Source organism: Pasteurella multocida, assembly GCF_900187275.1.
GTDB lineage: Bacteria > Pseudomonadota > Gammaproteobacteria > Enterobacterales > Pasteurellaceae > Pasteurella > Pasteurella multocida.
In genome coordinates this window covers 1,719,179-1,740,862 of the sequence record NZ_LT906458.1, presented here as the reverse complement: position 1 = coordinate 1,740,862, position 21,684 = coordinate 1,719,179, and the positions used below count along the sequence as shown (strand labels likewise).

The following is a 21,684-nucleotide window of genomic DNA, read 5'->3' as shown; positions in this document are numbered from 1 at the left end:
TAGCAGGTAAGAAATGGATTATTTTCAATATCAACAAGCACAACTGATGGCAGAACAAGTGCCGGTAAAACACATTGCACAGCAATATGGTACCCCTTTGTATATTTATTCTCGTGCCACGTTAGAACGTCATTGGCATGCCTTTAATAACGCACTTGGCGATCATCCGCATTTGATTTGCTTTGCGGTGAAATCCAATCCTAACATCGCGATTTTGAATATTATGGCGCGGTTAGGTTCAGGTTTTGATATTGTGTCCCAAGGTGAATTGGAACGTGTCCTAGCGGCGGGTGGCGAGCCGAGTAAAATAGTGTTTTCTGGTGTGGCGAAAACAGAAACAGAAATTGCTCGTGCATTAGAGGTGGGCATACGCTGTTTTAATGTGGAATCGGTTGCTGAGTTGTATCGAATTAATCAGGTGGCGGGTGAAATGGGGAAAACTGCGCCTATTTCATTGCGCGTTAATCCTGATGTGGATGCGCGCACGCATCCTTATATTTCAACCGGTTTAAAAGAAAATAAATTTGGTATTAGTGTGGCGGAAGCCCGTAACGTTTATCAATTAGCAAATCAATTACCTCATATTCAAATCACAGGTATGGATTGCCATATTGGGTCACAATTGACTGAATTACAACCTTTCTTAGATGCCACAGATCGTCTAATTGTGTTAATGGAACAGTTGAAACAAGATGGTATTCAGCTTAAACATTTAGATTTAGGTGGTGGTTTGGGCGTACCTTATACTAATGAAAACCCACCGCATCCGAGTGAATATGCCAGTGCATTGTTAGATAAATTAAAAGCCTATCATGAACTTGAGATTATTCTTGAGCCGGGTCGTGCAATCACCGCGAATGCAGGGATTTTGGTCACTAAAGTGGAATATCTCAAACATAATGAAGATCGCCATTTTGCGATTGTTGACGCGGGGATGAATGATATGATTCGCCCAGCATTGTATCAGGCGTATATGAATATTATTGAAGTTGATCGTACGTTAACACGTGATAAAGCGGTTTATGACGTTGTAGGACCAATTTGTGAAACCTCGGATTTTCTCGGCAAACAACGGGAATTGGCGATTGCGGCTGGTGATTATTTGGCACAACGTTCCGCAGGGGCTTATGGCGCCAGTATGTCCTCCAACTATAATTCACGTTCGCGTACCGCGGAAGTGATGGTGGATGGAGATCAAGTGCATTTAATCCGCCGCCGTGAAACACTGGAAGAACTGTGGGCATTGGAACGACTCTTGCCATAAATACCATCACCTATCGCTGAGATGTAACATGAAAAGAAAAATCCTCGTTAGTATTATATCTAACGAGGATTTTTTATCGGAAAAGTGTGTTTTTATACCGCACTTTATCGGCATTTAGCCATTTACATGAGCGCAGAGACGTATTTCAACATCACACCTGCGGCAATGGCAGAACCAATCACACCTGCCACGTTAGGTCCCATTGCATGCATCAATAAGAAGTTTTGGTGATCTTCTTCTAATCCGACTTTATTGGCAACACGTGCAGCCATAGGCACAGCCGATACCCCTGCAGCACCAATCAGTGGGTTAATTGGGTGTTTACAAATTTTATTCATAAATTTCGCCATGATGACCCCACTGGCAGTACCAATACAGAAGGCGACCACACCAAGCAATAAAATCCCTAAGGTTTGCGGTTGCAAGAATTTATCCGCGACCAATTTAGATCCCACTGCTAAACCTAAGAAAATGGTCACAATATTGATCAAAGCATTTTGTGCTGTATCATTGAGGCGTTCTACTACACCACTGGTACGCAGTAAGTTACCAAAACAGAACATCCCTAATAAAGGTGCGGCATCTGGTAAAAGCAAGGCGACTAAAGTGACTAACACGATAGGGAATAAAATTTTCTCACGATTACTGACATTGCGCAGTTGAACCATTTTAATTTTTCGTTCTGCTTGGGTGGTGAGAGCACGCATAATTGGTGGCTGAATTAAAGGCACGAGCGCCATGTAAGAATACGCGGCAACAGCAATCGCCCCCAATAACTCTGGCGCTAATTTACTGGAGAGATAAATCGCTGTTGGACCGTCGGCGCCACCAATAATACCGATAGCAGCCGCTTGTGGCAGGGTAAAACTAATAATGCCTGTCCAGTTGAGGAGTAAGGCGCCAATAATCGTCGCAAAAATACCAAACTGTGCGGCAGCTCCCAACAACAAGGTTCGTGGATTCGCCAGCAATGGACCAAAGTCGGTCATGGCTCCTACGCCCATAAAGATGATAAGTGGTGCAACGCCGTAGCCAATGGCTACTTTATAAAACAGTGCCAAGACTCCCGCATTGTAGCCCATATCCCCCGCCATCACCTCAAGCTGATTTTGTACAGAAGGGACGGCATTGGCTAAAGCCTCTTTAATTGCAACAGGATCCGCGACCGTATTGAGCTTCGCGGCGATGATCGCAATTTGTTCAGCACTGCCTTGATGTAGTAGGCTTTCTAAGGCACTCATCGCTAGCCCTGCTTCTGGAATGTTGGATAATAATCCACCAAATCCAATGGGGAGAAGGAGCAAAGGCTCAAATTTTCTGGCGATGGCAAGCCACAAGAGGACAAGGCTTATTAGCATCATGAGAGCTTGACCCAACTCCAGATGCATGATGCCCATTCCTCTTAATAATGACAAAATACTTTCCATATTGACCTCGTTAGCTTAATGTCATTAAGGTATCGCCAACGGCAACAGTATCGCCGGCTTTTACATGAATACTTTGTACGGTACCTGCTTGGCTTGCACGAATTTCAGTTTCCATTTTCATGGCTTCTAAAATGAGTAACACATCCCCTTCTGCCACTTTTTGCCCTTCTTTTGCTACCACTTTCCAGATATTGCCAGACATTGGGGCGCTGACAGGTGTTCCACTCGTAGATGCCGGGGCAGGTTGTGGCGCTGTTTGTGCTGCAGGGGCAATCTCACCGACTTCTCCCCCGTCTGTGACTTTCACTACAAAGGATTTGCCTTCTAATTCCACGGTGTAAACGGCAGGTCCTGAAACTGGTGTTTTCGCCACAGGTGCAGCTGGTTTTTCTGCCGGTTTTGCGGTTTCTAAGGTTGGTGCAGGTTCAAAGGCATCTGGGTTGCCACGATTTTCCAAGAATTTCCAACCGATTTGTGGGAATAACGCCACAATCAATACATCATCAATTTCATTTTCAGCCAGTTTAATGCCTTTTTCTTTGGCTTGTTGTTTGATTTCTGTGGCTAATTTTTCCATTTCTGGTGCAATATGATCGGCTGGACGATCAGTGATAGGTTGCCCACCGTCTAACACTTTGGCTTGTAATTCAGCATTGACCGGGGCAGGTGTACGACCGTACTCACCTTTCAAAATACCCGCTGTTTCTTTAGCAATGGTTTTATAACGCTCACCCATTAACACGTTAATCACGGCCTGTGTACCGACAATTTGTGAGGTAGGCGTAACTAATGGAATAAAGCCTAAATCTTCACGCACACGTGGAATTTCTTTCAATACCTCATCTAATTTATCCGACGCATTTTGTTGTTTGAGCTGGCTTTCAAGGTTCGTCAACATCCCACCTGGTACTTGTGCAACTAAGATACGGCTATCTGAACCACGTAATTGACCTTCAAATTTAGCGTATTTTTTACGTACTTCGCGGAAGTAGGCAGCAATATGTTCTAATTTATGGATATCTAAGCCGGTGTCATATTGTGTACCTTGTAAAGTCGCGACTAAGGCTTCAGTTGACGGGTGACCATAAGTGCCACTCATAGAGGAAATTGAGGTGTCAATGCCATCAATACCCGCTTCTACAGCTTTTAATAACGCCATTTCTGCCATTCCCGTCGTGGCGTGGCAATGTAAATGGAGTTGAACATCGTAGCGTTTTTTAATTTCACTGACTAATTTGTAAGCTTCTACTGGGGTTAGAATCCCGGACATATCTTTAATCACCACGGAATCGACACCGATTTCTAATAATTGCTCAGTAATCTCCAACCAGGTTTCTAAGTTATGTACTGGGCTAGTGGTATAACTTAATGTCCCTTGGGCATGTCCACCGTTACGTTTTACGGCTTGCAAGGCTTGTTTCATATTACGCGGGTCGTTCATGGCATCGAAGACACGGAAAACGGACATCCCATTTTTCACGGAGCGTTCTACAAAGCGATCCACGACGTCATCCGCATAATGACGATAACCTAATAGGTTTTGACCGCGCAACAGCATTTGTAACGGCGTATTTGGCATGGCTTGTTTTAATTCACGTAAACGTACCCAAGGATCTTCCCCTAAAAAACGAATACACGCATCAAAAGTCGCGCCCCCCCAGGCTTCAAGCGACCAATAGCCAATTTGATCTAACTCATGTGCAATAGGCAACATGTCATCAAGGCGCATACGCGTGGCAAAGAGAGATTGATGAGCGTCACGTAACACAACATCAGTAATGGCAATTTTTTTGTTTTGAGTAGTCATTTCTAATTTCCTTTGTGAGTTATTTTAGCCCTTGTTGGCGGCGATGATGTGCAATCGCGGCAACGATAACGGGACGTAAACGTTCTAAGTCATGATTTTCAGTTTGAATCGGTTTGGTAGAAGGTGCTTTGACTGGTTCTGGAAAGTAAGTATTTACCAGCTTAGACATAAATTCGATAGCGTAGATAAGAATAAACAAAAATAGCATCACAAATCCAACGCCAGCAAACATTAAGTTGATGCCTTCCTGCAGAAGTTCTGCATTTGTCATTTTTAGCTCCTTTTTTTGCATAATAATGTGGGATATTACTTCTTTTCGGCTATAAAAAATTTGATATGAGTCACAAAAAAGAAGTGCGGTCGATTTAATCAACGTTTTCTTGGTCTAGGTCAAAATTTCTACTTCATTTGCCTAAAAGTAAATCGGTATAACGTTTAAGTATAACTCACCTGATTATTTATATCATTTTGAAATAAAAAGCATTTTCTCTTTATATACTATTTTAATATTAGAGTGAAATTTTTCTTTCTTTGGCGCTTATTTTTGTGATTCCACTCACAACTCTGGCATTTTCGAGGTGACAAATTCTGTACAGATGGTTACTTTATGTTCGAGAGCAATTCTCAAGCATAAGTTATTATCTCTTCTTACTTTAAAAAGGATAATTCTATGATGTCGATTTTATCTCCTAATCAAGTTTGGATTATTGTTGATCCAAAACTGTCATTCTTTTTTCCCATAATACGCTAATCCTTTACGTTTCAAACTCAAGATATTTTTTTATTTGGAATAAATCCCGATTTATTTCTTCCTCTTCTTTTAGCTTACTTTTAAGGATTTTATTATGGAAAACTTCAAACATTTACCAGAGCCGTTTCGTATTCGTGTGATTGAGCCAGTGAGAAGAACCACGCGTTCGTACCGTGAAGAAGCCATTTTAAAGGCGGGAATGAACCCATTCTTACTAGACAGTGAAGATGTGTTTATCGATCTCTTAACTGACAGTGGAACAGGTGCAGTAACACAGGAAATGCAAGCGGCGATGTTACGTGGCGATGAAGCATACAGTGGTAGTCGTAGCTATCATGCGCTAGCGAATGCGGTGAAAGAGATTTTTGGTTATGAATATACAATTCCAACTCACCAAGGTCGTGGTGCAGAACAAATTTATATTCCCGTATTAATTAAAAAGCGCGAGCAAGAAAAAGGCTTAGATCGTAGCAAAATGGTGGTGTTCTCTAACTATTTCTTCGATACCACACAAGGTCATAGCCAAATTAATGGTGCGACAGTGCGTAACGTTTATACAAAAGAAGCGTTTGATACCAGTGTTAACGCCGATTTCAAAGGGGATTTTGATCTTGAAAAATTAGAACAAGGGATTCAAGAAGTCGGTGCTGAAAACGTCCCATATATTGTTTGTACCATTACGTGTAACTCTGCGGGTGGTCAGCCTGTATCATTAGCCAATATGCGAGCAATGTATGAGATTGCGAAAAAATATGATATTCCAGTCGTCATGGATTCCGCCCGTTTTGCAGAAAATGCCTATTTCATCCAACAACGTGAACCTGGCTATAAAGAGTGGACGATCGAACAAATCACTTATGAAAGCTATAAATATGCTGATGCTTTAGCGATGTCTGCGAAAAAAGATGCGATGGTGCCAATGGGTGGCTTACTCTGCTTTAAAGATAAATCCATGGAAGATGTGTATAACGAGTGTCGTACACTTTGTGTCGTACAAGAAGGCTTCCCGACCTATGGCGGTTTAGAAGGGGGCGCAATGGAGCGTTTAGCGGTGGGGCTACGTGATGGTATGCGTCAAGATTGGTTAGCGTATCGTATTAATCAAATTGAGTATTTGGTGAATGGTTTAGAAGCGATTGGCGTCGTATGTCAACAACCTGGTGGTCACGCGGCATTCGTTGACGCAGGAAAATTGTTGCCACATATTCCAGCCGATCAATTCCCTGCGCAAGCCCTTGCTTGTGAACTTTATAAGGTGGCGGGAATTCGTGCAGTAGAAATCGGTTCGTTCTTATTAGGTCGTGATCCAAAAACCGGTAAACAATTGCCTTGTCCTGCGGAGTTATTACGTTTAACGATTCCTCGTGCAACTTATACTCAAACGCACATGGACTTCATTATTGAAGCATTTAAGCAAGTCAAAGAAAATGCAGAAAATATTAAAGGGTTAACCTTTACTTATGAGCCAAAAGTTTTACGTCACTTCACGGCACGCTTAAAAGAAGTATAACAAGCTTAATGCAGTTTCTGAGCGATCAGGAACTGCATTTTTTATTGATTTTATTTTGAAAGGAAATGCATTATGAAAAAGACGCCTTCAATTTTCGGTGGTGCCTGTATTATTGCCAGTGTGTGTGTCGGCGCGGGTATGTTAGGGTTACCAAGCTCGGGTGCCGGTGCTTGGACAATTTGGTCTATTTTGACGATCTGTTTTACGATGTTTACCATGACAATTTCAGGTTGGTTATTATTAGAAGCTTACAAGCATTATGATCTGCGTGCTTCGTTTAATACCGTGACCAAAAGCATGCTCGGGAATTCCGTCAATACGATCAATAATCTTGCAGTTTATTTTGTCGGGGGGATTTTATTGTATGCTTATACTACCGCGTCTGGGGGTATCTTAAGCGGACTTGCGGCACCGTATTTTGCCTTAGATTCACGGATTTGGTCAGTGATTTTTGTCTTTGTTTTTTCCTTCTTTGTTTGGCATTCAACGCGTATTGTTGACCGTGTTTCCGTTTTACTGATCATCTTTATGGCGCTTTCATTCCTTTTTAGTGTCTTTGGTTTAACCGTAAATATTGATTTAAGCACTTTATTTGATACGAAAGGTACAGAATCACATTATGCGATGTATGCAATGGGATTATTACCCGTAGCATTAACTTCCTTTGGCTATCATCATTCGGTTGCAACAATGCGAGCTTACTATGGTGATGAGCGTAAAGCGAAATATGCGATCCTTGGCGGTACCGGTATCGCGTTAACTCTTTATCTATTATGGGTGGTATCGATTTTTGGGAATTTACCACGCGATCAATTCGCACCAGTGTTAGCCAGTGACGGAAATTTAGATGTATTACTTGGCGCTTTGGGTAATGTGATTGAGTCTGCTTCAGTCAAACAAGCGATTAATGCGTTTTCAATTGCGGCGATTTTATCTTCATTTATTGGTGTGGGATTAGGGGTGTTTGATTTCTTAGCAGATTTCTTTAAATTTGATAACAGCAAAGAAGGACGTGCGAAGTCTTGGGCGGTAACCTTCTTACCACCACTAATTCTTTCTGTCGCCTACCCACTCGGTTTCTTAAAAGCGATTGGTTATGCTGGCGCGGTAGCCACTATTTGGACTTGTATTATCCCTGCCTTATTAGCAAGAAAATCACGTAGCTTACCAAATGGACAAACGGGCTTTATGGTCGGTGGTGGCAATGTTACGATTGTTGTGGTCATGGTATTTGGTATTGTGACTGCATTATTCCACTTCCTTGCCATGTTTGGCATGTTACCTGTATTTAAAGGGTAATTTGATAAAGATACTAAAAGGGGCGAGTAACGCCCCTTTTTGTTGATAAAGTGCGGTGTATTTTCAAAACATTTCAAAAAATGACCGCACTTTTGTCTATTTTGTGCTTGTTTTTTAGTGTTAACTTGCCACAAAACTTAACGCTTTTTCGACCACTTCCAAGCCAGCTCCGGTTTTGTGCGCATTTTCACTTAAATAACGGCGCCATTGGCGTGCCCCTTTACAGCTTTGGAATGCACCAAGCATATGGCGAACCACATGATTTAAATACACGCCTTGGCTCAGTTGTTGTTCAATATAAGGAAACATTTTTTCTACGGCTTCTCTTGGAGTAACCACAGGACAGGTTGGATCAAATAAGGCTTGATCAATATAGCCCAATAAGCTCGGATTTTGATAGGCTTCACGCCCCACCATGACGCCGTCCATATACTGCAAATGTTGTTGCATCTCTTCAAGGGTTTTAATGCCACCATTAATGCTCATGTGTAAATGCGCAAAATCCCGTTTGAGTTGATACACGCGTTCATAATCTAAGGGGGGAATTTCGCGGTTTTCTTTCGGGCTTAAGCCAGAAAGCCACGCTTTGCGGGCGTGAATGATAAATTCTTGGCAACCAGCTTCATGTACTTTCTGCACAAACTCACACAGGAATTCATAGCTGTCGAGATCATCAATACCAATGCGAGTTTTTACCGTGACGGGAATGCTGACTTCCGTTTGCATCGCATTGACACAGTCTGCCACTAAATCGGCTTTTGCCATTAAACAGGCACCGAACATGCCATTTTGCACCCGATCAGAAGGGCAACCAACATTGAGATTGATTTCTGTATAGCCTCGCTGTTGTGCGATTTTTGCACATTGGGCGAGTTGGGCAGGATCGCTTCCGCCTAATTGTAATGCTACGGGGTTTTCTGCTGGCGAAAATTCAAGGTGATCATATTTGGCATGAATAATCGCTCCTGTTGTCACCATTTCCGTATAGAGTAAGGCGTGTTGGCTAAATTGACGATGGAAATAGCGACAATGGCGAGTGGTCCAATCGAGCATTGGGGCAACGGAAAAGCGCCCACGGTAAAAGTGCGGTTGGTTTTGGATCATTTTTCTTGTTCTCTTGTGTCTTCTTGAATGCGTTGGCGAAAACGTCCAGCCGCAAAATGATAAAAGGGTTTTGGGTGAAATTGGCGTGAAATAATGGACGAAACCAAGCAACAAATCAATAACCAAAATAAGACAGGCTGACAGCCCGTCATCTCCATCACGACTACGCTTGCTGTCACAGGCGATTGGGTCGCTCCGGCTAAAAAGCCCGCCATGCAGAGTAAAACCAGTAAGCGTTGATCAACGATACCGCCAGTCATTGCCTAAATTTGTGCACCAATCCCAGCGCCGGTAGTTAATGCTGGTGTAAAGATACCGCCAGCGATGCCCGTCCAATAAGTAGCGACAGTGGAGAGAAGTTTTAATAAACCAAATTCACTGCTTAAAGGTTGTCCATCTAACGCGTCTGCCACCACATAATAACCGGTACCATAGGTTTTGCCTTGGGTATAAGTCCCTAAGGCCGCGAGGAACAGCCCTAAAATGAATGCCACATAAATCGGATGACGGCGAATCCAACCGCGTATTTTGGACGGAGAAAGCCCCGCTAATCCTTTGACTAATAAACGCGCAAAGATCCCGCCAAAGAAGCCACATACAACGCCACATAAACTGACCCATAAAAACAGATAAGGTACAGAGGTTTCACCATGGTATTGTGGAAAGTAAGGGTTGTTACCTTCAATCGCCACTAAAATAAAGCCGGCGGCTAACACACCCAATAAGACACGTCGTTCCCAGCGTAATAGCACGCCACGACCAAGTTCTTCGATGGCAAAGATCACGCCAGCCAAAGGCGCATTGAATGCCGCAGCTAGTCCGCCAGCGGCACCGGTCGCCATTAGTTCATTAGCGCTGAGTCCGTTAAAGGCAATGCCTTTTTTGCGACAAAGATTACCCCAAGCGAGCATCACGGCGGCACCAACTTGCACGGAAGGACCTTCACGCCCTACGGATGCCCCAATCAGCATGGCAAGAAACGTGAGCGGAATTTTCCACAGAGTCTGCCAAAAGGCGACCAGACGACTCTTATTATTCCCATGTGGTAAACTTATCGCCGCGATAACTTGTGGAATGCCACTGCCTGCCACATAAGGGGTGTATTTTGCGGTAAACCACGCCAGTAAAGCTAAGCCGCCCGGTAACACAAGCCAAACAGCAAGGGGATATTGTGCACTCCAGTGCGCATTCCACTCGAGACCGAGATCTGCCAATTTGGCAAAACCAAGAGAAAAAAGGGCGACGAGCGCTGCACCAATCAGGAGTGCGCTAAATTCTAAACTTTTACGAGAAATACGGTGTGTTTGGCGTAATTTTTTATGTAAAACATACCGCACTTTGCTATTCAATTGCGTTGGAAAAAACATAGATGCTTGATTGAGTCAGGAAGAGAGTGGCAAATTATAACGTAAAATCCCGTTTAGCTAAATATTCAGCAGACAATCAAGCGGATTTCTTTGATTTAGTGATCAAAAAAGACTTGCAAAGTGCGGTGCTTTTCAGTAAAATTCGCAAGCTTTCTCACAGAGAGCCGTTTAATGTAATCATTTATTAAACGAGTATTACAATAGGTAATACGTAAAATGTTTCCGATTGGGAAACTATAAACAGGTCAACTTGCACCCCTTTTCGTTTTTAGAAGTAAGAAAAGTGTTGGTGTTAGTTTTTTATTAGCTAAATTTTGATTGGAGCTCTGGTCTAATGCAGAACCAAAGAATCCGTATCCGCTTGAAAGCATTTGATCATCGTTTGATTGATCAATCTACTGCGGAGATCGTAGAAACAGCTAAACGTACTGGTGCACAAGTTCGTGGTCCAATTCCGTTACCAACTCGTAAAGAGCGTTTCACTGTGTTGATTTCTCCACACGTGAATAAAGACGCGCGTGATCAATACGAAATCCGTACTCACAAACGTTTGGTTGATATTGTTGAGCCAACAGAAAAAACTGTTGATGCATTAATGCGTTTAGATCTAGCTGCCGGCGTTGACGTGCAGATTAGCCTAGGTTAATTAAGAGGTTATTACAATGATTGGTTTAGTCGGTCGCAAAGTTGGTATGACTCGTATCTTCAATGAAGATGGCGTTTCAATTCCAGTTACCGTTATCGAAATCGAAGCCAACCGTGTTACTCAAGTTAAAACTGTAGAAACAGATGGCTATTCTGCAATTCAAGTTACTACTGGCTCTAAAAAAGCAAGTCGTGTAACTAAGCCAGAAGCGGGTCATTTCGTGAAAGCAGGTGTTGAAGCTGGTCGCGGTTTATGGGAATTTCGTACTACTGAAGGTGAAGAATTCACTTTAGGTCAAGAAATTAATGTTGACATCTTCGCTGATGTTAAAAAAGTTGATGTTACTGGTACATCTAAAGGTAAAGGTTTTGCTGGCGGTGTTAAACGCTGGAACTTCCGTACTCAAGATGCTACTCACGGTAACTCTTTATCACATCGTGTACTTGGTTCGATTGGTCAAAACCAAACACCAGGTCGTGTGTTTAAAGGTAAAAAAATGGCAGGACACTTAGGTAATGAGCGTGTAACCGTTCAATCACTTGAAGTTGTTCGTGTTGATGCTGAGCGTAAATTACTATTAGTGAAAGGTGCTGTTCCAGGCGCAACTAATGGTGATGTTATCGTTAAACCAGCAGTTAAAGCATAAGTCAGGAGATAGAGATGGAATTACAAGTTGTAGGTGCAAACGCACTAACTGTTTCTGAAACTACCTTCGGACGTGAGTTCAACGAAGCATTGATTCACCAAGTTGTTGTTGCTTATGCAGCAGGTGCCCGTCAAGGTTCTCGTGCGCAAAAAACTCGTGCTGAAGTGTCTGGTTCAGGTAAAAAACCTTGGCGTCAAAAAGGTACTGGTCGTGCTCGTTCAGGTGATATCAAATCACCAATCTGGCGTTCAGGTGGTGTCACTTTCGCAGCGAAACCACAAGATCACAGCCAAAAAGTGAACAAGAAAATGTACCGTGGTGCAATCAAAAGCATTCTTTCTGAACTTGTTCGTCAAGACCGTTTAATCGTGGTTGAGAAGTTCGAAGTTGAAGCGCCAAAAACGAAAGTTTTAGTACAAAAATTAAAAGAATTAGCACTCGAAGATGTGTTAATTATCACAGCAAGCTTAGATGAAAATCTATTCTTAGCCGCACGTAACCTTTACAAAGTAGATGTACGTGATGTGCAAGGTATCGATCCAGTCAGCCTAATCGCATTTGATAAAGTTGTTGTCACTGTTGATGCTGTGAAACAAATTGAGGAGATGTTAGCATGATTCAACAAGAACGTTTGCTAAAAGTGTTAAAAGCACCACATGTCTCTGAAAAAGCAACAAATAACGCTGAGAAGTCTAACACAATCGTTTTCAAAGTGGCTTTAGATGCAAATAAAGTTGAAATTGCTAACGCTGTTGAGCAATTATTTGAAGTGAAAGTGGATTCTGTTCGCACCGTTGTGGTGAAAGGTAAAACTAAACGCCACGGTGCAAGAATGGGACGTCGCAGTGACTGGAAAAAAGCTTATGTAACTCTTCAAGAAGGTCAATCACTTGACTTCGTTGAAGGTGCAGAGTAATTCGGAGGAGTAGAAAATAATGGCTATCGTTAAATGTAAGCCGACCTCCGCTGGTCGTCGTCACGTTGTTAAAATCGTGAACCCTGAATTACACAAGGGTAAACCTTACGCACCACTTTTAGATACAAAATCTAAAACAGGTGGTCGTAACAATTTCGGACGTATTACTACTCGCCATATTGGTGGTGGTCATAAACAACATTACCGTTTAATCGATTTCAAACGTAACAAGTTAGATATTCCAGCGGTTGTTGAGCGTCTAGAATATGACCCTAACCGTTCTGCAAATATTGCTTTAGTGCTTTATAAAGATGGCGAACGCCGTTATATCTTAGCACCTAAAGGTTTGTCTGCAGGCGATACAATCCAATCTGGAGCGAATGCGCCAATTAAAGTTGGTAATGCGTTACCAATGCGTAATATTCCAGTTGGTTCGACTGTACATAACGTTGAATTAAAACCAGGTAAAGGCGGTCAAATCGCGCGTTCAGCTGGTGCTTATGTACAAATTATCGCTCGTGAAGGTAACTATGTTACTTTACGTCTTCGCTCAGGCGAAATGCGTAAAGTTTTAGCTGAGTGTACAGCGACCATTGGTGAAGTTGGTAACTCAGAACACATGCTTCGCGTATTGGGTAAAGCAGGTGCTAACCGCTGGAGAGGCATTCGCCCAACAGTTCGTGGTACAGCAATGAACCCAGTAGATCACCCACACGGTGGTGGTGAAGGTCGTAACTTTGGTAAACACCCAGTCACACCTTGGGGCGTTCAAACTAAAGGTAAGAAAACTCGCCATAACAAACGTACTGATAAATTCATCGTACGTCGTCGTGGTAAATAATATTAATTAATAAAGAGGATTAGCCATGCCACGTTCTCTCAAGAAGGGTCCTTTCCTTGACCTACACTTGTTGAAGAAGGTAGAGAAGGCGGTGGAAAGCGGGGATAAAAAACCAATTAAAACTTGGTCCCGTCGTTCAATGATCATTCCGTCAATGATCGGATTGACCATCGCAGTCCATAATGGTCGTCAGCACGTTCCTGTTTATGTATCTGATGAAATGATCGGTCATAAATTAGGTGAATTTGCACCGACTCGTACTTACCGCGGTCACGCTGCGGATAAGAAAGCTAAGAAGTAAGGGGTAAAAGATGGAAACTATTGCAAAACATCGTTACGCTCGCACTTCAGCGCAAAAAGCTCGCTTAGTTGCGGATTTAATCCGTGGTAAGAAAGTGAATCAAGCATTAGACATCTTAACTTACACTAACAAAAAAGCGGCAGCTTTAGTGAAGAAAGTGCTTGAATCAGCAATTGCTAACGCAGAGCACAATGACGGTGCAGATATCGATGATCTTAAAGTAGCGAAGATTTTCGTAGATGAAGGTCCTAGCATGAAACGTGTTATGCCACGTGCTAAAGGTCGTGCAGATCGTATTTTAAAACGTACTAGCCACATTACTGTGGTTGTGTCAGATCGTTAATAAGTAGAGGAATAGCAATGGGTCAAAAAGTACATCCACATGGTATTCGCCTAGGTATTGTTAAGCCTTGGAGCTCTACTTGGTTTGCGAATACACAAGATTTCGCTGATAATTTAGACGGCGATTTCAAAGTACGTAAATTCTTGAATAAAGAATTAGCGAATGCTTCCGTTTCACGTATCACTATTGAGCGTCCAGCGAAAAGCATCCGTGTCACAATTCACACAGCTCGCCCAGGTATCGTTATCGGTAAGAAAGGTGAAGATGTTGAAAAATTACGTAACGCAGTTGCGGCTATCGCAGGCGTTCCAGCTCAAATCAACATTGCTGAAGTGAAAAAACCTGAATTAGATGCAAAATTAGTTGCAGATAGTATCGCTTCTCAATTAGAACGTCGTGTTATGTTCCGTCGTGCTATGAAACGTGCAGTACAAAACGCAATGCGTTTAGGTGCTAAAGGTATCAAAGTTGAAGTAAGCGGTCGTTTAGGTGGTGCAGAAATTGCACGTTCTGAATGGTATCGTGAAGGTCGTGTACCTCTACATACATTACGTGCGGACATCGACTATAACACTGCTGAAGCCCATACTACATACGGTGTAATCGGTATTAAAGTATGGATCTTCAAAGGTGAAATCCTCGGTGGAATGGCTGCAATTGCGCAACCAGAACAACAACCTGCTGATAAGCCTAAAAAGGCACCACGCGGCAAAGGTCGTAAGTAAGGAGAATCGCTAGATGTTGCAACCAAAACGTACAAAATTCCGCAAAGTCCACAAAGGTCGTAACCGTGGTATTGCAGCGGGTACAGAAGTTAGCTTCGGTACCTTCGGTTTGAAAGCAGTTGGCCGTGGTCGTTTAACAGCTCGCCAAATTGAGGCAGCACGTCGTGCGATGACTCGTGCGGTTAAACGTCAAGGTAAAATCTGGATCCGTGTATTCCCAGATAAACCAATTACTGAGAAACCATTAGAAGTCCGTATGGGTAAAGGTAAAGGTAACGTTGAGTACTGGGTAGCCTTAATCCAACCGGGTAAAGTACTATATGAAATGGATGGTGTGTCTGAAGAGATCGCAAGAAACGCATTTGCATTAGCAGCGGCGAAATTGCCTATCAAGACCACTTTCGTAACTAAGACGGTGATGTAATGAAAGCTCAAGAACTACGTACAAAAAGTGTTGAAGAGCTGAATGCTGAATTGGTTAACTTGTTAGGTGAGCAATTCAAGTTGCGTATGCAAGCAGCCACCGGTCAGCTTCAACAAACCCATCAGTTAAAACAAGTGCGTCGTAGTATTGCACAAGTAAAAACTGTATTAACCGAAAAGGCGGGTGAGTAATGACTGATAAAATTCGTAGCGTGCAAGGTAAAGTTGTAAGCGACAAAATGGACAAATCGTTCGTTGTTGCGATTGAACGCAAGGTTAAACACCCACTTTATGGTAAGTTTATCCGTCGTACAACGAAATTACACGTGCATGACGAGAACAACGAAGCTAAATTAGGTGATGTCGTTGAAATTAAAGAGTGTCGTCCACTCTCTAAAACGAAATCATGGACTTTAGTTCGTGTAGTTGAAAAAGCAGTAATTGCTTAATATCAGCTCAACATAAAATCAAAAAGCCAAAGGAATCATCCTTTGGCTTTTTTGTCTACAAAAAAACATCTGAAAGTAACAGTTTGTCAGCAAAAGTTGATTAAAAATCTTTCTATTTTTTACAACACATTATGTTGCTTTCGTATTGTTTATTATGATAGAATCCACGTCCTATCTGTGTATGTGCAGATAGATTCGTCCCGAAAGGGTTTTATTAATTTTAGCGGAGTACTAAGATGATCCAAGAACAGACTATGCTGGACGTTGCTGATAACTCAGGCGCTCGCAGTGTAATGTGTATCAAGGTTCTAGGTGGATCGCACCGTCGTTACGCTGCTATTGGTGATATCATCAAAATTACTGTGAAAGAAGCAATTCCACGCGGTAAAGTGAAAAAAGGTGATGTATTAAAAGCAGTTGTTGTGCGCACCAAGAAGGGTGTTCGTCGCCCAGATGGATCAGTCATTCGCTTCGATGGTAATGCATGTGTCATTTTAAACAATAACACAGAGCAACCAATCGGTACTCGTATTTTTGGACCGGTGACTCGTGAACTTCGTTCAGAGAAGTTTATGAAAATCATCTCTTTGGCGCCAGAAGTACTGTAAGGGAGAAGTGACAAATGGCTGCAAAAATTCGTCAAAACGATGAAGTAATCGTGCTTGCTGGCAAAAGCAAAGGCAAGCGTGGTAAGGTAACTCAAGTGTTACCAAATGGTAAAGTGATTGTTGAAGGTGTAAATATCATCACTAAACATGAAAAACCGGTTCCTGCGTTAGGCAAAGAAGGTGGTTTAGTGAAGAAAGAAGCGGCAATTGATGTATCAAATGTTGCTATTTTTAACCCAAAAACAAATAAAGCTGACCGTGTAGGTTTTAGATTTGAAGACGGCAAAAAAGTCCGTTTCTTTAAATCTAACAATGAAATCATTTAACAAACTGGAGTAATGCGATGGCGAAACTGCATGATTACTACAGAGATCAAGTAGTTAATGAATTGAAAGATAAATTCAACTACAAATCTGTCATGCAAGTCCCACGAATCGAAAAGATAACCCTAAATATGGGTGTGGGTGAAGCATTGACCGATAAGAAATTGCTAGATAATGCAGTAGCAGATTTAGCAGCGATTAGCGGTCAGAAACCTTTGATTACAAAAGCACGCAAATCTGTTGCAGGCTTTAAAATCCGTCAGGGATATCCAATCGGTTGTAAAGTAACACTACGCGGTGAGCGTATGTGGGAGTTCTTTGAACGTTTAATTACAATTGCTGTTCCACGTATCCGTGACTTCCGCGGTTTAAGCGCGAAATCATTCGATGGTCGTGGCAATTACAGCATGGGTGTGCGTGAGCAAATCATCTTCCCTGAAATCGATTATGATAAAGTGGATCGTGTACGTGGTTTAGATATTACTATCACCACGACTGCGAAAAGTGATGAAGAAGGTCAAGCACTACTTGCTGCCTTTAATTTCCCATTCCGTAAATAAGGCAGGTTATCATGGCTAAACAATCAATGAAAGCACGTGATGTAAAACGTGTGAAACTCGCTGAAAAATTCTACGCAAAACGCGCTGAATTAAAACAGATCATTTCTGATGTAAATGCCTCTGACGAAGACCGTTGGAATGCTGTGTTAAAGCTACAAACTTTACCACGTGATTCTAGCCCAAGCCGTCAGCGTAACCGTTGCCGCCAAACTGGACGCCCACATGGTGTGCTTCGTAAGTTTGGTTTAAGCCGTATTAAGGTGCGTGAAGCTGCGATGCGCGGTGAAATCCCAGGCCTTAAGAAAGCTAGTTGGTAATTTACCACTTTATTTTGGAATCGGAGTAAAAATACAATGAGTATGCAAGATCCAATCGCAGATATGTTGACTCGCATTCGCAACGGTCAAGCTGCGAACAAAGTTGCGATCAGTATGCCTTCATCCAAGCTAAAAGTGGCGATTGCCAATGTATTAGCTGAAGAAGGTTATATTGAAAGCGTTAAAGTTTTAGATGGTGTTAAACCAGAGTTGGAAATTACATTAAAATATTTCCAAGGCAAACCAGTTGTAGAAAGCATCCAACGTGTTAGCCGCCCAGGTCTACGTATTTATAAACGTAAAGACGAGTTACCAAAAGTAATGGGTGGTTTAGGTGTTGCAGTAGTATCTACATCTAAAGGTGTGATGACTGACCGTGCAGCTCGCCAAGCGGGTTTAGGCGGTGAGATTATCTGTTACGTAGCTTAATAGAGAGGTAGGAAAATGTCTCGTGTTGCAAAAGCACCTGTTAGTATTCCTGCCGGCGTTGAGGTAAAACTCGACGGACAGCTACTAACAGTTAAAGGAAAAAATGGCGAGTTATCTCGTACCATTCATAACGCAGTCGAAGTTAAACAAGATAATAACGAATTAACTTTTTCTCCACGTGAAGGTATTGTTGGAGCAGATGCGCAAGCAGGAACTGCACGTGCATTAGTTAACGCAATGGTTATCGGTGTTACTGAAGGCTTCACTAAGAAGTTACAATTGGTGGGTGTAGGTTACAGAGCACAAATTAAAGGCAATGCAGTTGCTTTAAGCTTAGGCTTCTCTCACCCTGTGGAGCACGCTTTACCAGCAGGTATTACAGCTGAATGTCCATCTCAAACCGAAATCGTGTTGAAAGGTGCAGACAAGCAGTTAATCGGTCAAGTTGCTGCAGATATTCGTGCTTATCGCCGTCCTGAGCCTTATAAAGGTAAAGGGGTACGTTACGCTGATGAAGTGGTACGTATCAAAGAGGCTAAGAAAAAATAATTAAGGTAACACTATGGATAAGAAATCAGCTCGTATCCGTCGTGCAGCTCGTGCACGTCATATGATGAGAGAGCAAGGTGTAACGCGTTTAGTTATTCACCGTACTCCACGTCATATCTACGCACAAGTGATTGCACCGAACGGTTCAGAAGTTCTTGCCGCTGCTTCAACTGTTGAAAAAGTAATTAGTGAGCAAGTGAAATATACCGGAAATAAAGATGCAGCAGCAGTAGTTGGTAAAGTTGTTGCAGAAAGAGCATTAGCAAAAGGCGTTAAAGACGTTGCTTTTGATCGTTCTGGTTTTAAATATCATGGTCGTGTCCAAACGTTAGCGGACGCTGCCCGTGAAGCTGGTCTACAGTTCTAATAGAGGTAATTTGAGATGGCAAACATCGAAAAACAAGCTGGTGAACTGCAAGAGAAGCTAATCGCGGTAAACCGTGTATCAAAAACTGTTAAAGGTGGTCGTATTATGAGCTTTACTGCATTAACTGTAGTAGGTGATGGTAACGGTCGCGTAGGTTTTGGTTATGGTAAAGCGCGCGAAGTTCCGGCAGCGATCCAAAAAGCGATGGAAAAAGCACGTCGCAATATGATCAATGTAGCTTTAAATGAAGGTACATTACAACATCCAATTAAAGGGGCTCATACGGGTTCTCGCGTATTTATGCAACCAGCTAGTGAAGGTACAGGTATCATCGCGGGTGGTGCAATGCGTGCAGTATTAGAAGTCGCGGGTGTTCGTAACGTTCTTTCTAAAGCTTATGGTTCAACCAACCCAATTAACGTTGTTCGTGCAACTATTGATGCACTAGCAAATATGAAATCACCAGAAATGGTTGCTGCAAAACGTGGCAAAACCGTTGATGAAATCTTGGGGTAATTGATAATGGCTAAAACTATTAAAGTAACTCAAGTTCGTAGTTCTATTGCTCGTTTACCGAAGCATAAGGCTACATTGCGTGGTCTTGGTCTTCGCCATATGCATCATACTGTTGAGTTAATCGATACTCCAGCAGTACGTGGTATGATTAACCAAGTTTCATACATGGTTAAAGTGGAGGAGTAATCGAATGCGTTTAAATACTCTATCACCAGCTGAAGGCGCTAAGCATAGTGCTAAACGTTTAGGTCGCGGTATTGGTTCTGGTTTAGGTAAAACAGGTGGTCGTGGTCACAAAGGTCAAAAATCTCGTACTGGCGGCGGTGTTCGTCGTGGTTTCGAGGGTGGTCAGATGCCTTTATATCGTCGTTTACCAAAATTTGGTTTTACTTCAATGAAAGCTGCAGTAACTGCAGAAGTTCGTTTGAATGATTTAGCCAAAGTAGAAGGTGGCGTAGTAACTTTAGAATCATTAAAAGCAGCGAATGTCATCACCAAAGATATTCAATTTGTTAAAATCATTTTAGCAGGTGAAGTGAAAGGTGCAGTGGTTGTTCGTGGTTTACGCGTAACTAAAGGTGCGAAAGCAGCAATTGAAGCTGCTGGCGGTTCAGTTGAGGAATAATAAATAAATGGCTAAGCAACCAGGTTATCAAAGTAGAAGTACTCAAAGCGGTACAGGTGAACTTAAAAGCAGATTGTTATTTGTATTAGGCGCACTTATTGTGTTCCGCATTGGTTCTTTCATTCCGGTTCCTGGTATTGATGCGGCCGTGTTAGCTCAATTAATTGAACAACAAAAAGGCACCATCATTGATATGTTTAACATGTTCTCTGGTGGTGCATTGAGTCGTGCGTCAATTTTTGCGTTAGGTATTATGCCATATATCTCGGCATCGATTATCATCCAACTATTGACTACGGTTCATCCTGCACTTGCAGAATTAAAAAAAGAGGGTGAGGCTGGTCGTCGTAAAATCAGCAAATACACGCGTTATTCAACGTTAGTCCTTGCGACATTACAGGCGGTTGGTATTTCAACAGGCTTACCTAATATGCTACCTGGACTTGTCCCTAACGTAGGATTTAGTTTTTATCTTGCTGCAGTTATTAGCTTGGTCACAGGAACAATGTTCTTAATGTGGTTAGGTGAGCAAATAACAGAACGTGGTATTGGTAATGGTATCTCTTTAATTATTTTTGCGGGTATTGTTGCAGGGTTACCATCCGCGATTGGTCAAACGATTGAGCAAACTCGCCAAGGTCAAATGCATCTATTAGTTCTCTTATTGATCGCCGTTATTGTATTTGCTGTAACCTACTTTGTTGTCTTTGTTGAAAGAGGACAAAGAAGAATTAAAGTTGAATATGCTAAGCGTCAGCAAGGTCGTCAGATTCTAGGTGGACACTCAACGCACTTACCATTAAAAGTCAATATGGCAGGCGTTATTCCAGCAATTTTCGCATCAAGTATTATTTTATTCCCTGCGACATTAGCGCAGTGGCTTGGTGAGGGATCGAGCTTAGAATGGTTAACAGATTTATCAATGTTATTGCATCCAGGTCAACCACTCTATTTGCTTGTTTATGCCGTAGCGATCATCTTCTTTAGTTTTTTCTATACCGCAATGCAATATAATCCTCGTGATACAGCGGATAATTTGAAAAAATCTGGTGCATTTATACCAGGAATTAGACCAGGTGAACAAACATCACGTTATATTGACAAAATTATGACTCGCTTAACCTTAATTGGTGGCTTGTATATTACGTTCGTATGTTTGGTTCCTTACGTGATGACATCAGCATGGAATGTACAGTTCTACTTTGGTGGAACCTCTCTTCTGATTGTTGTCGTAGTAATTATGGATTTCATCGCTCAGGTTCAAAGTCATTTGATGTCGACGAAATATGAATCTGCGCTGAAGAAAGCAAACCTTAAAGGTTTCGGACAGTAATCTGTCCATTAAATAAAAGGGATAAGCAATGAAAGTTCGTGCTTCCGTGAAGAAATTATGTCGTAACTGTAAAATTGTTAAACGTGAAGGTGTCGTTCGTGTACTTTGTAGCGACCCTAAACATAAACAACGTCAAGGTTAGTTGATATTTTTTCTTGCAAAGAACCAGTTGAGCAGTTATACTGCTCAGCTCATTTATGTCCTTGACACTTTGTTTGAGTATCCTGAAAACGGGCTT

General features: G+C 42.2%; 32 protein-coding genes and 1 pseudogene. 28 read left to right on the top strand and 5 right to left on the bottom strand.

Translation table 11 applies throughout. The features are described 5' to 3' along the window. The first annotated feature begins 13 nt into the window (after positions 1-13). Positions 14-1,264, top strand: coding sequence for a diaminopimelate decarboxylase (lysA, locus tag CKV69_RS08035; RefSeq protein WP_005757601.1), 1,251 nt, complete (start codon positions 14-16; stop codon positions 1,262-1,264). A gap of 122 nt (positions 1,265-1,386) precedes the next feature. On the opposite strand, the gene CKV69_RS08030 is transcribed toward lysA, so the two are convergent. The 3 genes from CKV69_RS08030 to CKV69_RS08020 are packed head-to-tail and all read right to left on the bottom strand — an operon-like array spanning position 1,387 to position 4,769. After that, on the bottom strand, positions 1,387-2,691 hold the full coding sequence (locus CKV69_RS08030; RefSeq protein WP_005754979.1) for a sodium ion-translocating decarboxylase subunit beta: 1,305 nt from the start codon (positions 2,689-2,691) through the stop codon (positions 1,387-1,389). A gap of 10 nt (positions 2,692-2,701) precedes the next feature. Beyond that, positions 2,702-4,498, bottom strand: coding sequence for a sodium-extruding oxaloacetate decarboxylase subunit alpha (oadA, locus tag CKV69_RS08025; protein ID WP_015702520.1), 1,797 nt, complete (start codon positions 4,496-4,498; stop codon positions 2,702-2,704). A gap of 19 nt (positions 4,499-4,517) precedes the next feature. Then, positions 4,518-4,769, bottom strand: coding sequence for an oxaloacetate decarboxylase subunit gamma (locus CKV69_RS08020; protein WP_005717937.1), 252 nt, complete (start codon positions 4,767-4,769; stop codon positions 4,518-4,520). A gap of 399 nt (positions 4,770-5,168) precedes the next feature. Between CKV69_RS08020 and tnaC the strand changes: the two genes are divergently transcribed. The 3 genes from tnaC (at position 5,169) to CKV69_RS08005 (ending at position 8,058) form a co-directional block, all read left to right on the top strand. Then, a complete protein-coding gene (tnaC, locus tag CKV69_RS10855) occupies positions 5,169-5,249 on the top strand; it encodes a tryptophanase leader peptide (protein WP_071543615.1) in 81 nt (26 codons plus the stop codon). A 94-nt stretch (positions 5,250-5,343) separates the two neighbouring features. Next, entirely contained in the window at positions 5,344-6,759 is a 1,416-nt protein-coding gene (gene tnaA / locus CKV69_RS08010; RefSeq protein WP_005754976.1) for a tryptophanase, read from the top strand. 72 nt (positions 6,760-6,831) lie between these two features. Continuing rightward, a complete protein-coding gene (locus tag CKV69_RS08005) occupies positions 6,832-8,058 on the top strand; it encodes an aromatic amino acid transporter (RefSeq protein ID WP_015702519.1) in 1,227 nt (408 codons plus the stop codon). A gap of 120 nt (positions 8,059-8,178) precedes the next feature. On the opposite strand, the gene dusA is transcribed toward CKV69_RS08005, so the two are convergent. Together dusA and CKV69_RS07995 are read right to left on the bottom strand one after the other, a co-directional pair. Further along, positions 8,179-9,162 carry a tRNA dihydrouridine(20/20a) synthase DusA gene (gene dusA / locus CKV69_RS08000; protein WP_015702518.1) on the bottom strand — a complete coding sequence of 328 codons (984 nt, stop codon included), beginning with the start codon at positions 9,160-9,162 and terminating at the stop codon, positions 8,179-8,181. Then, positions 9,159-10,529, bottom strand: a pseudogene (locus tag CKV69_RS07995) (chloride channel protein). Before CKV69_RS07995 ends, dusA begins: the two are co-directional and overlap by 4 nt. Positions 10,530-10,555: 26 nt before the next feature. Between CKV69_RS07995 and CKV69_RS10715 the strand changes: the two are divergent. From CKV69_RS10715 to rpmJ, 24 genes are all read left to right on the top strand, one after another. Further along, positions 10,556-10,717: a hypothetical protein gene (locus CKV69_RS10715; RefSeq protein WP_005717931.1), complete on the top strand. Its 162-nt coding sequence runs from the start codon at positions 10,556-10,558 to the stop codon at positions 10,715-10,717. Positions 10,718-10,863: 146 nt separating this feature from the next. Then, positions 10,864-11,175, top strand: a complete 312-nt coding sequence (rpsJ, locus tag CKV69_RS07990) for a 30S ribosomal protein S10 (protein ID WP_001181005.1) — start codon at positions 10,864-10,866, stop codon at positions 11,173-11,175. Between the two features lie 16 nt (positions 11,176-11,191). Then, the gene (rplC, locus tag CKV69_RS07985; RefSeq protein WP_005724032.1) at positions 11,192-11,821 is read left to right on the top strand and encodes a 50S ribosomal protein L3; all 630 of its coding nucleotides are present in this window, start codon (positions 11,192-11,194) and stop codon (positions 11,819-11,821) included. Between the two features lie 14 nt (positions 11,822-11,835). Then, positions 11,836-12,438, top strand: a complete 603-nt coding sequence (gene rplD / locus CKV69_RS07980; protein ID WP_005717930.1) for a 50S ribosomal protein L4 — start codon at positions 11,836-11,838, stop codon at positions 12,436-12,438. Continuing rightward, positions 12,435-12,737 (top strand): 50S ribosomal protein L23, encoded by a 303-nt coding sequence (rplW, locus tag CKV69_RS07975; RefSeq protein WP_005724030.1) that lies wholly within the window; start codon positions 12,435-12,437, stop codon positions 12,735-12,737. Before rplD ends, rplW begins: the two co-directional genes overlap by 4 nt. A gap of 19 nt (positions 12,738-12,756) precedes the next feature. Next, positions 12,757-13,578 carry a 50S ribosomal protein L2 gene (rplB, locus tag CKV69_RS07970; RefSeq protein ID WP_005724028.1) on the top strand — a complete coding sequence of 274 codons (822 nt, stop codon included), beginning with the start codon at positions 12,757-12,759 and terminating at the stop codon, positions 13,576-13,578. Between the two features lie 25 nt (positions 13,579-13,603). After that, a complete protein-coding gene (rpsS, locus tag CKV69_RS07965) occupies positions 13,604-13,879 on the top strand; it encodes a 30S ribosomal protein S19 (protein ID WP_005539416.1) in 276 nt (91 codons plus the stop codon). Between the two features lie 10 nt (positions 13,880-13,889). Continuing rightward, positions 13,890-14,222, top strand: coding sequence for a 50S ribosomal protein L22 (gene rplV / locus CKV69_RS07960; RefSeq protein WP_005724025.1), 333 nt, complete (start codon positions 13,890-13,892; stop codon positions 14,220-14,222). A gap of 17 nt (positions 14,223-14,239) precedes the next feature. Further along, entirely contained in the window at positions 14,240-14,947 is a 708-nt protein-coding gene (gene rpsC, locus CKV69_RS07955) for a 30S ribosomal protein S3 (RefSeq protein WP_005717926.1), read from the top strand. Between the two features lie 13 nt (positions 14,948-14,960). Continuing rightward, on the top strand, positions 14,961-15,371 hold the full coding sequence (gene rplP, locus CKV69_RS07950) for a 50S ribosomal protein L16 (protein WP_005717925.1): 411 nt from the start codon (positions 14,961-14,963) through the stop codon (positions 15,369-15,371). Then, positions 15,371-15,562 carry a 50S ribosomal protein L29 gene (gene rpmC / locus CKV69_RS07945; protein ID WP_005717924.1) on the top strand — a complete coding sequence of 64 codons (192 nt, stop codon included), beginning with the start codon at positions 15,371-15,373 and terminating at the stop codon, positions 15,560-15,562. Before rplP ends, rpmC begins: the two co-directional genes overlap by 1 nt. Further along, positions 15,562-15,819, top strand: a complete 258-nt coding sequence (gene rpsQ, locus CKV69_RS07940; protein ID WP_005717923.1) for a 30S ribosomal protein S17 — start codon at positions 15,562-15,564, stop codon at positions 15,817-15,819. Before rpmC ends, rpsQ begins: the two co-directional genes overlap by 1 nt. Before the next feature lie 236 nt (positions 15,820-16,055). Continuing rightward, positions 16,056-16,427, top strand: coding sequence for a 50S ribosomal protein L14 (gene rplN / locus CKV69_RS07935; protein WP_005548786.1), 372 nt, complete (start codon positions 16,056-16,058; stop codon positions 16,425-16,427). Between the two features lie 14 nt (positions 16,428-16,441). Next, positions 16,442-16,753, top strand: a complete 312-nt coding sequence (rplX, locus tag CKV69_RS07930; protein ID WP_005717922.1) for a 50S ribosomal protein L24 — start codon at positions 16,442-16,444, stop codon at positions 16,751-16,753. A 17-nt stretch (positions 16,754-16,770) separates the two neighbouring features. Next, entirely contained in the window at positions 16,771-17,310 is a 540-nt protein-coding gene (gene rplE / locus CKV69_RS07925; RefSeq protein WP_005717921.1) for a 50S ribosomal protein L5, read from the top strand. An 11-nt stretch (positions 17,311-17,321) separates the two neighbouring features. Continuing rightward, the gene (gene rpsN / locus CKV69_RS07920) at positions 17,322-17,627 is read left to right on the top strand and encodes a 30S ribosomal protein S14 (RefSeq protein ID WP_005717919.1); all 306 of its coding nucleotides are present in this window, start codon (positions 17,322-17,324) and stop codon (positions 17,625-17,627) included. Between the two features lie 36 nt (positions 17,628-17,663). Further along, on the top strand, positions 17,664-18,056 hold the full coding sequence (rpsH, locus tag CKV69_RS07915; protein ID WP_005724020.1) for a 30S ribosomal protein S8: 393 nt from the start codon (positions 17,664-17,666) through the stop codon (positions 18,054-18,056). 15 nt (positions 18,057-18,071) lie between these two features. Beyond that, on the top strand, positions 18,072-18,605 hold the full coding sequence (rplF, locus tag CKV69_RS07910; protein ID WP_005717917.1) for a 50S ribosomal protein L6: 534 nt from the start codon (positions 18,072-18,074) through the stop codon (positions 18,603-18,605). 13 nt (positions 18,606-18,618) lie between these two features. Continuing rightward, a complete protein-coding gene (rplR, locus tag CKV69_RS07905) occupies positions 18,619-18,972 on the top strand; it encodes a 50S ribosomal protein L18 (RefSeq protein WP_005717916.1) in 354 nt (117 codons plus the stop codon). Positions 18,973-18,987: 15 nt separating this feature from the next. Next, positions 18,988-19,488 (top strand): 30S ribosomal protein S5, encoded by a 501-nt coding sequence (rpsE, locus tag CKV69_RS07900; RefSeq protein ID WP_005717915.1) that lies wholly within the window; start codon positions 18,988-18,990, stop codon positions 19,486-19,488. 6 nt (positions 19,489-19,494) lie between these two features. Beyond that, positions 19,495-19,674: a 50S ribosomal protein L30 gene (gene rpmD / locus CKV69_RS07895; RefSeq protein WP_005543631.1), complete on the top strand. Its 180-nt coding sequence runs from the start codon at positions 19,495-19,497 to the stop codon at positions 19,672-19,674. 4 nt (positions 19,675-19,678) lie between these two features. Beyond that, complete coding sequence (gene rplO / locus CKV69_RS07890) at positions 19,679-20,113, top strand: 50S ribosomal protein L15 (protein WP_005717914.1); 435 nt, start codon at positions 19,679-19,681, stop codon at positions 20,111-20,113. Positions 20,114-20,120: 7 nt separating this feature from the next. After that, positions 20,121-21,446, top strand: a complete 1,326-nt coding sequence (gene secY, locus CKV69_RS07885; protein WP_005717913.1) for a preprotein translocase subunit SecY — start codon at positions 20,121-20,123, stop codon at positions 21,444-21,446. Positions 21,447-21,474: 28 nt separating this feature from the next. Then, a complete protein-coding gene (rpmJ, locus tag CKV69_RS07880; protein WP_005548767.1) occupies positions 21,475-21,588 on the top strand; it encodes a 50S ribosomal protein L36 in 114 nt (37 codons plus the stop codon). The last annotated feature ends 96 nt before the right edge of the window (positions 21,589-21,684 follow it).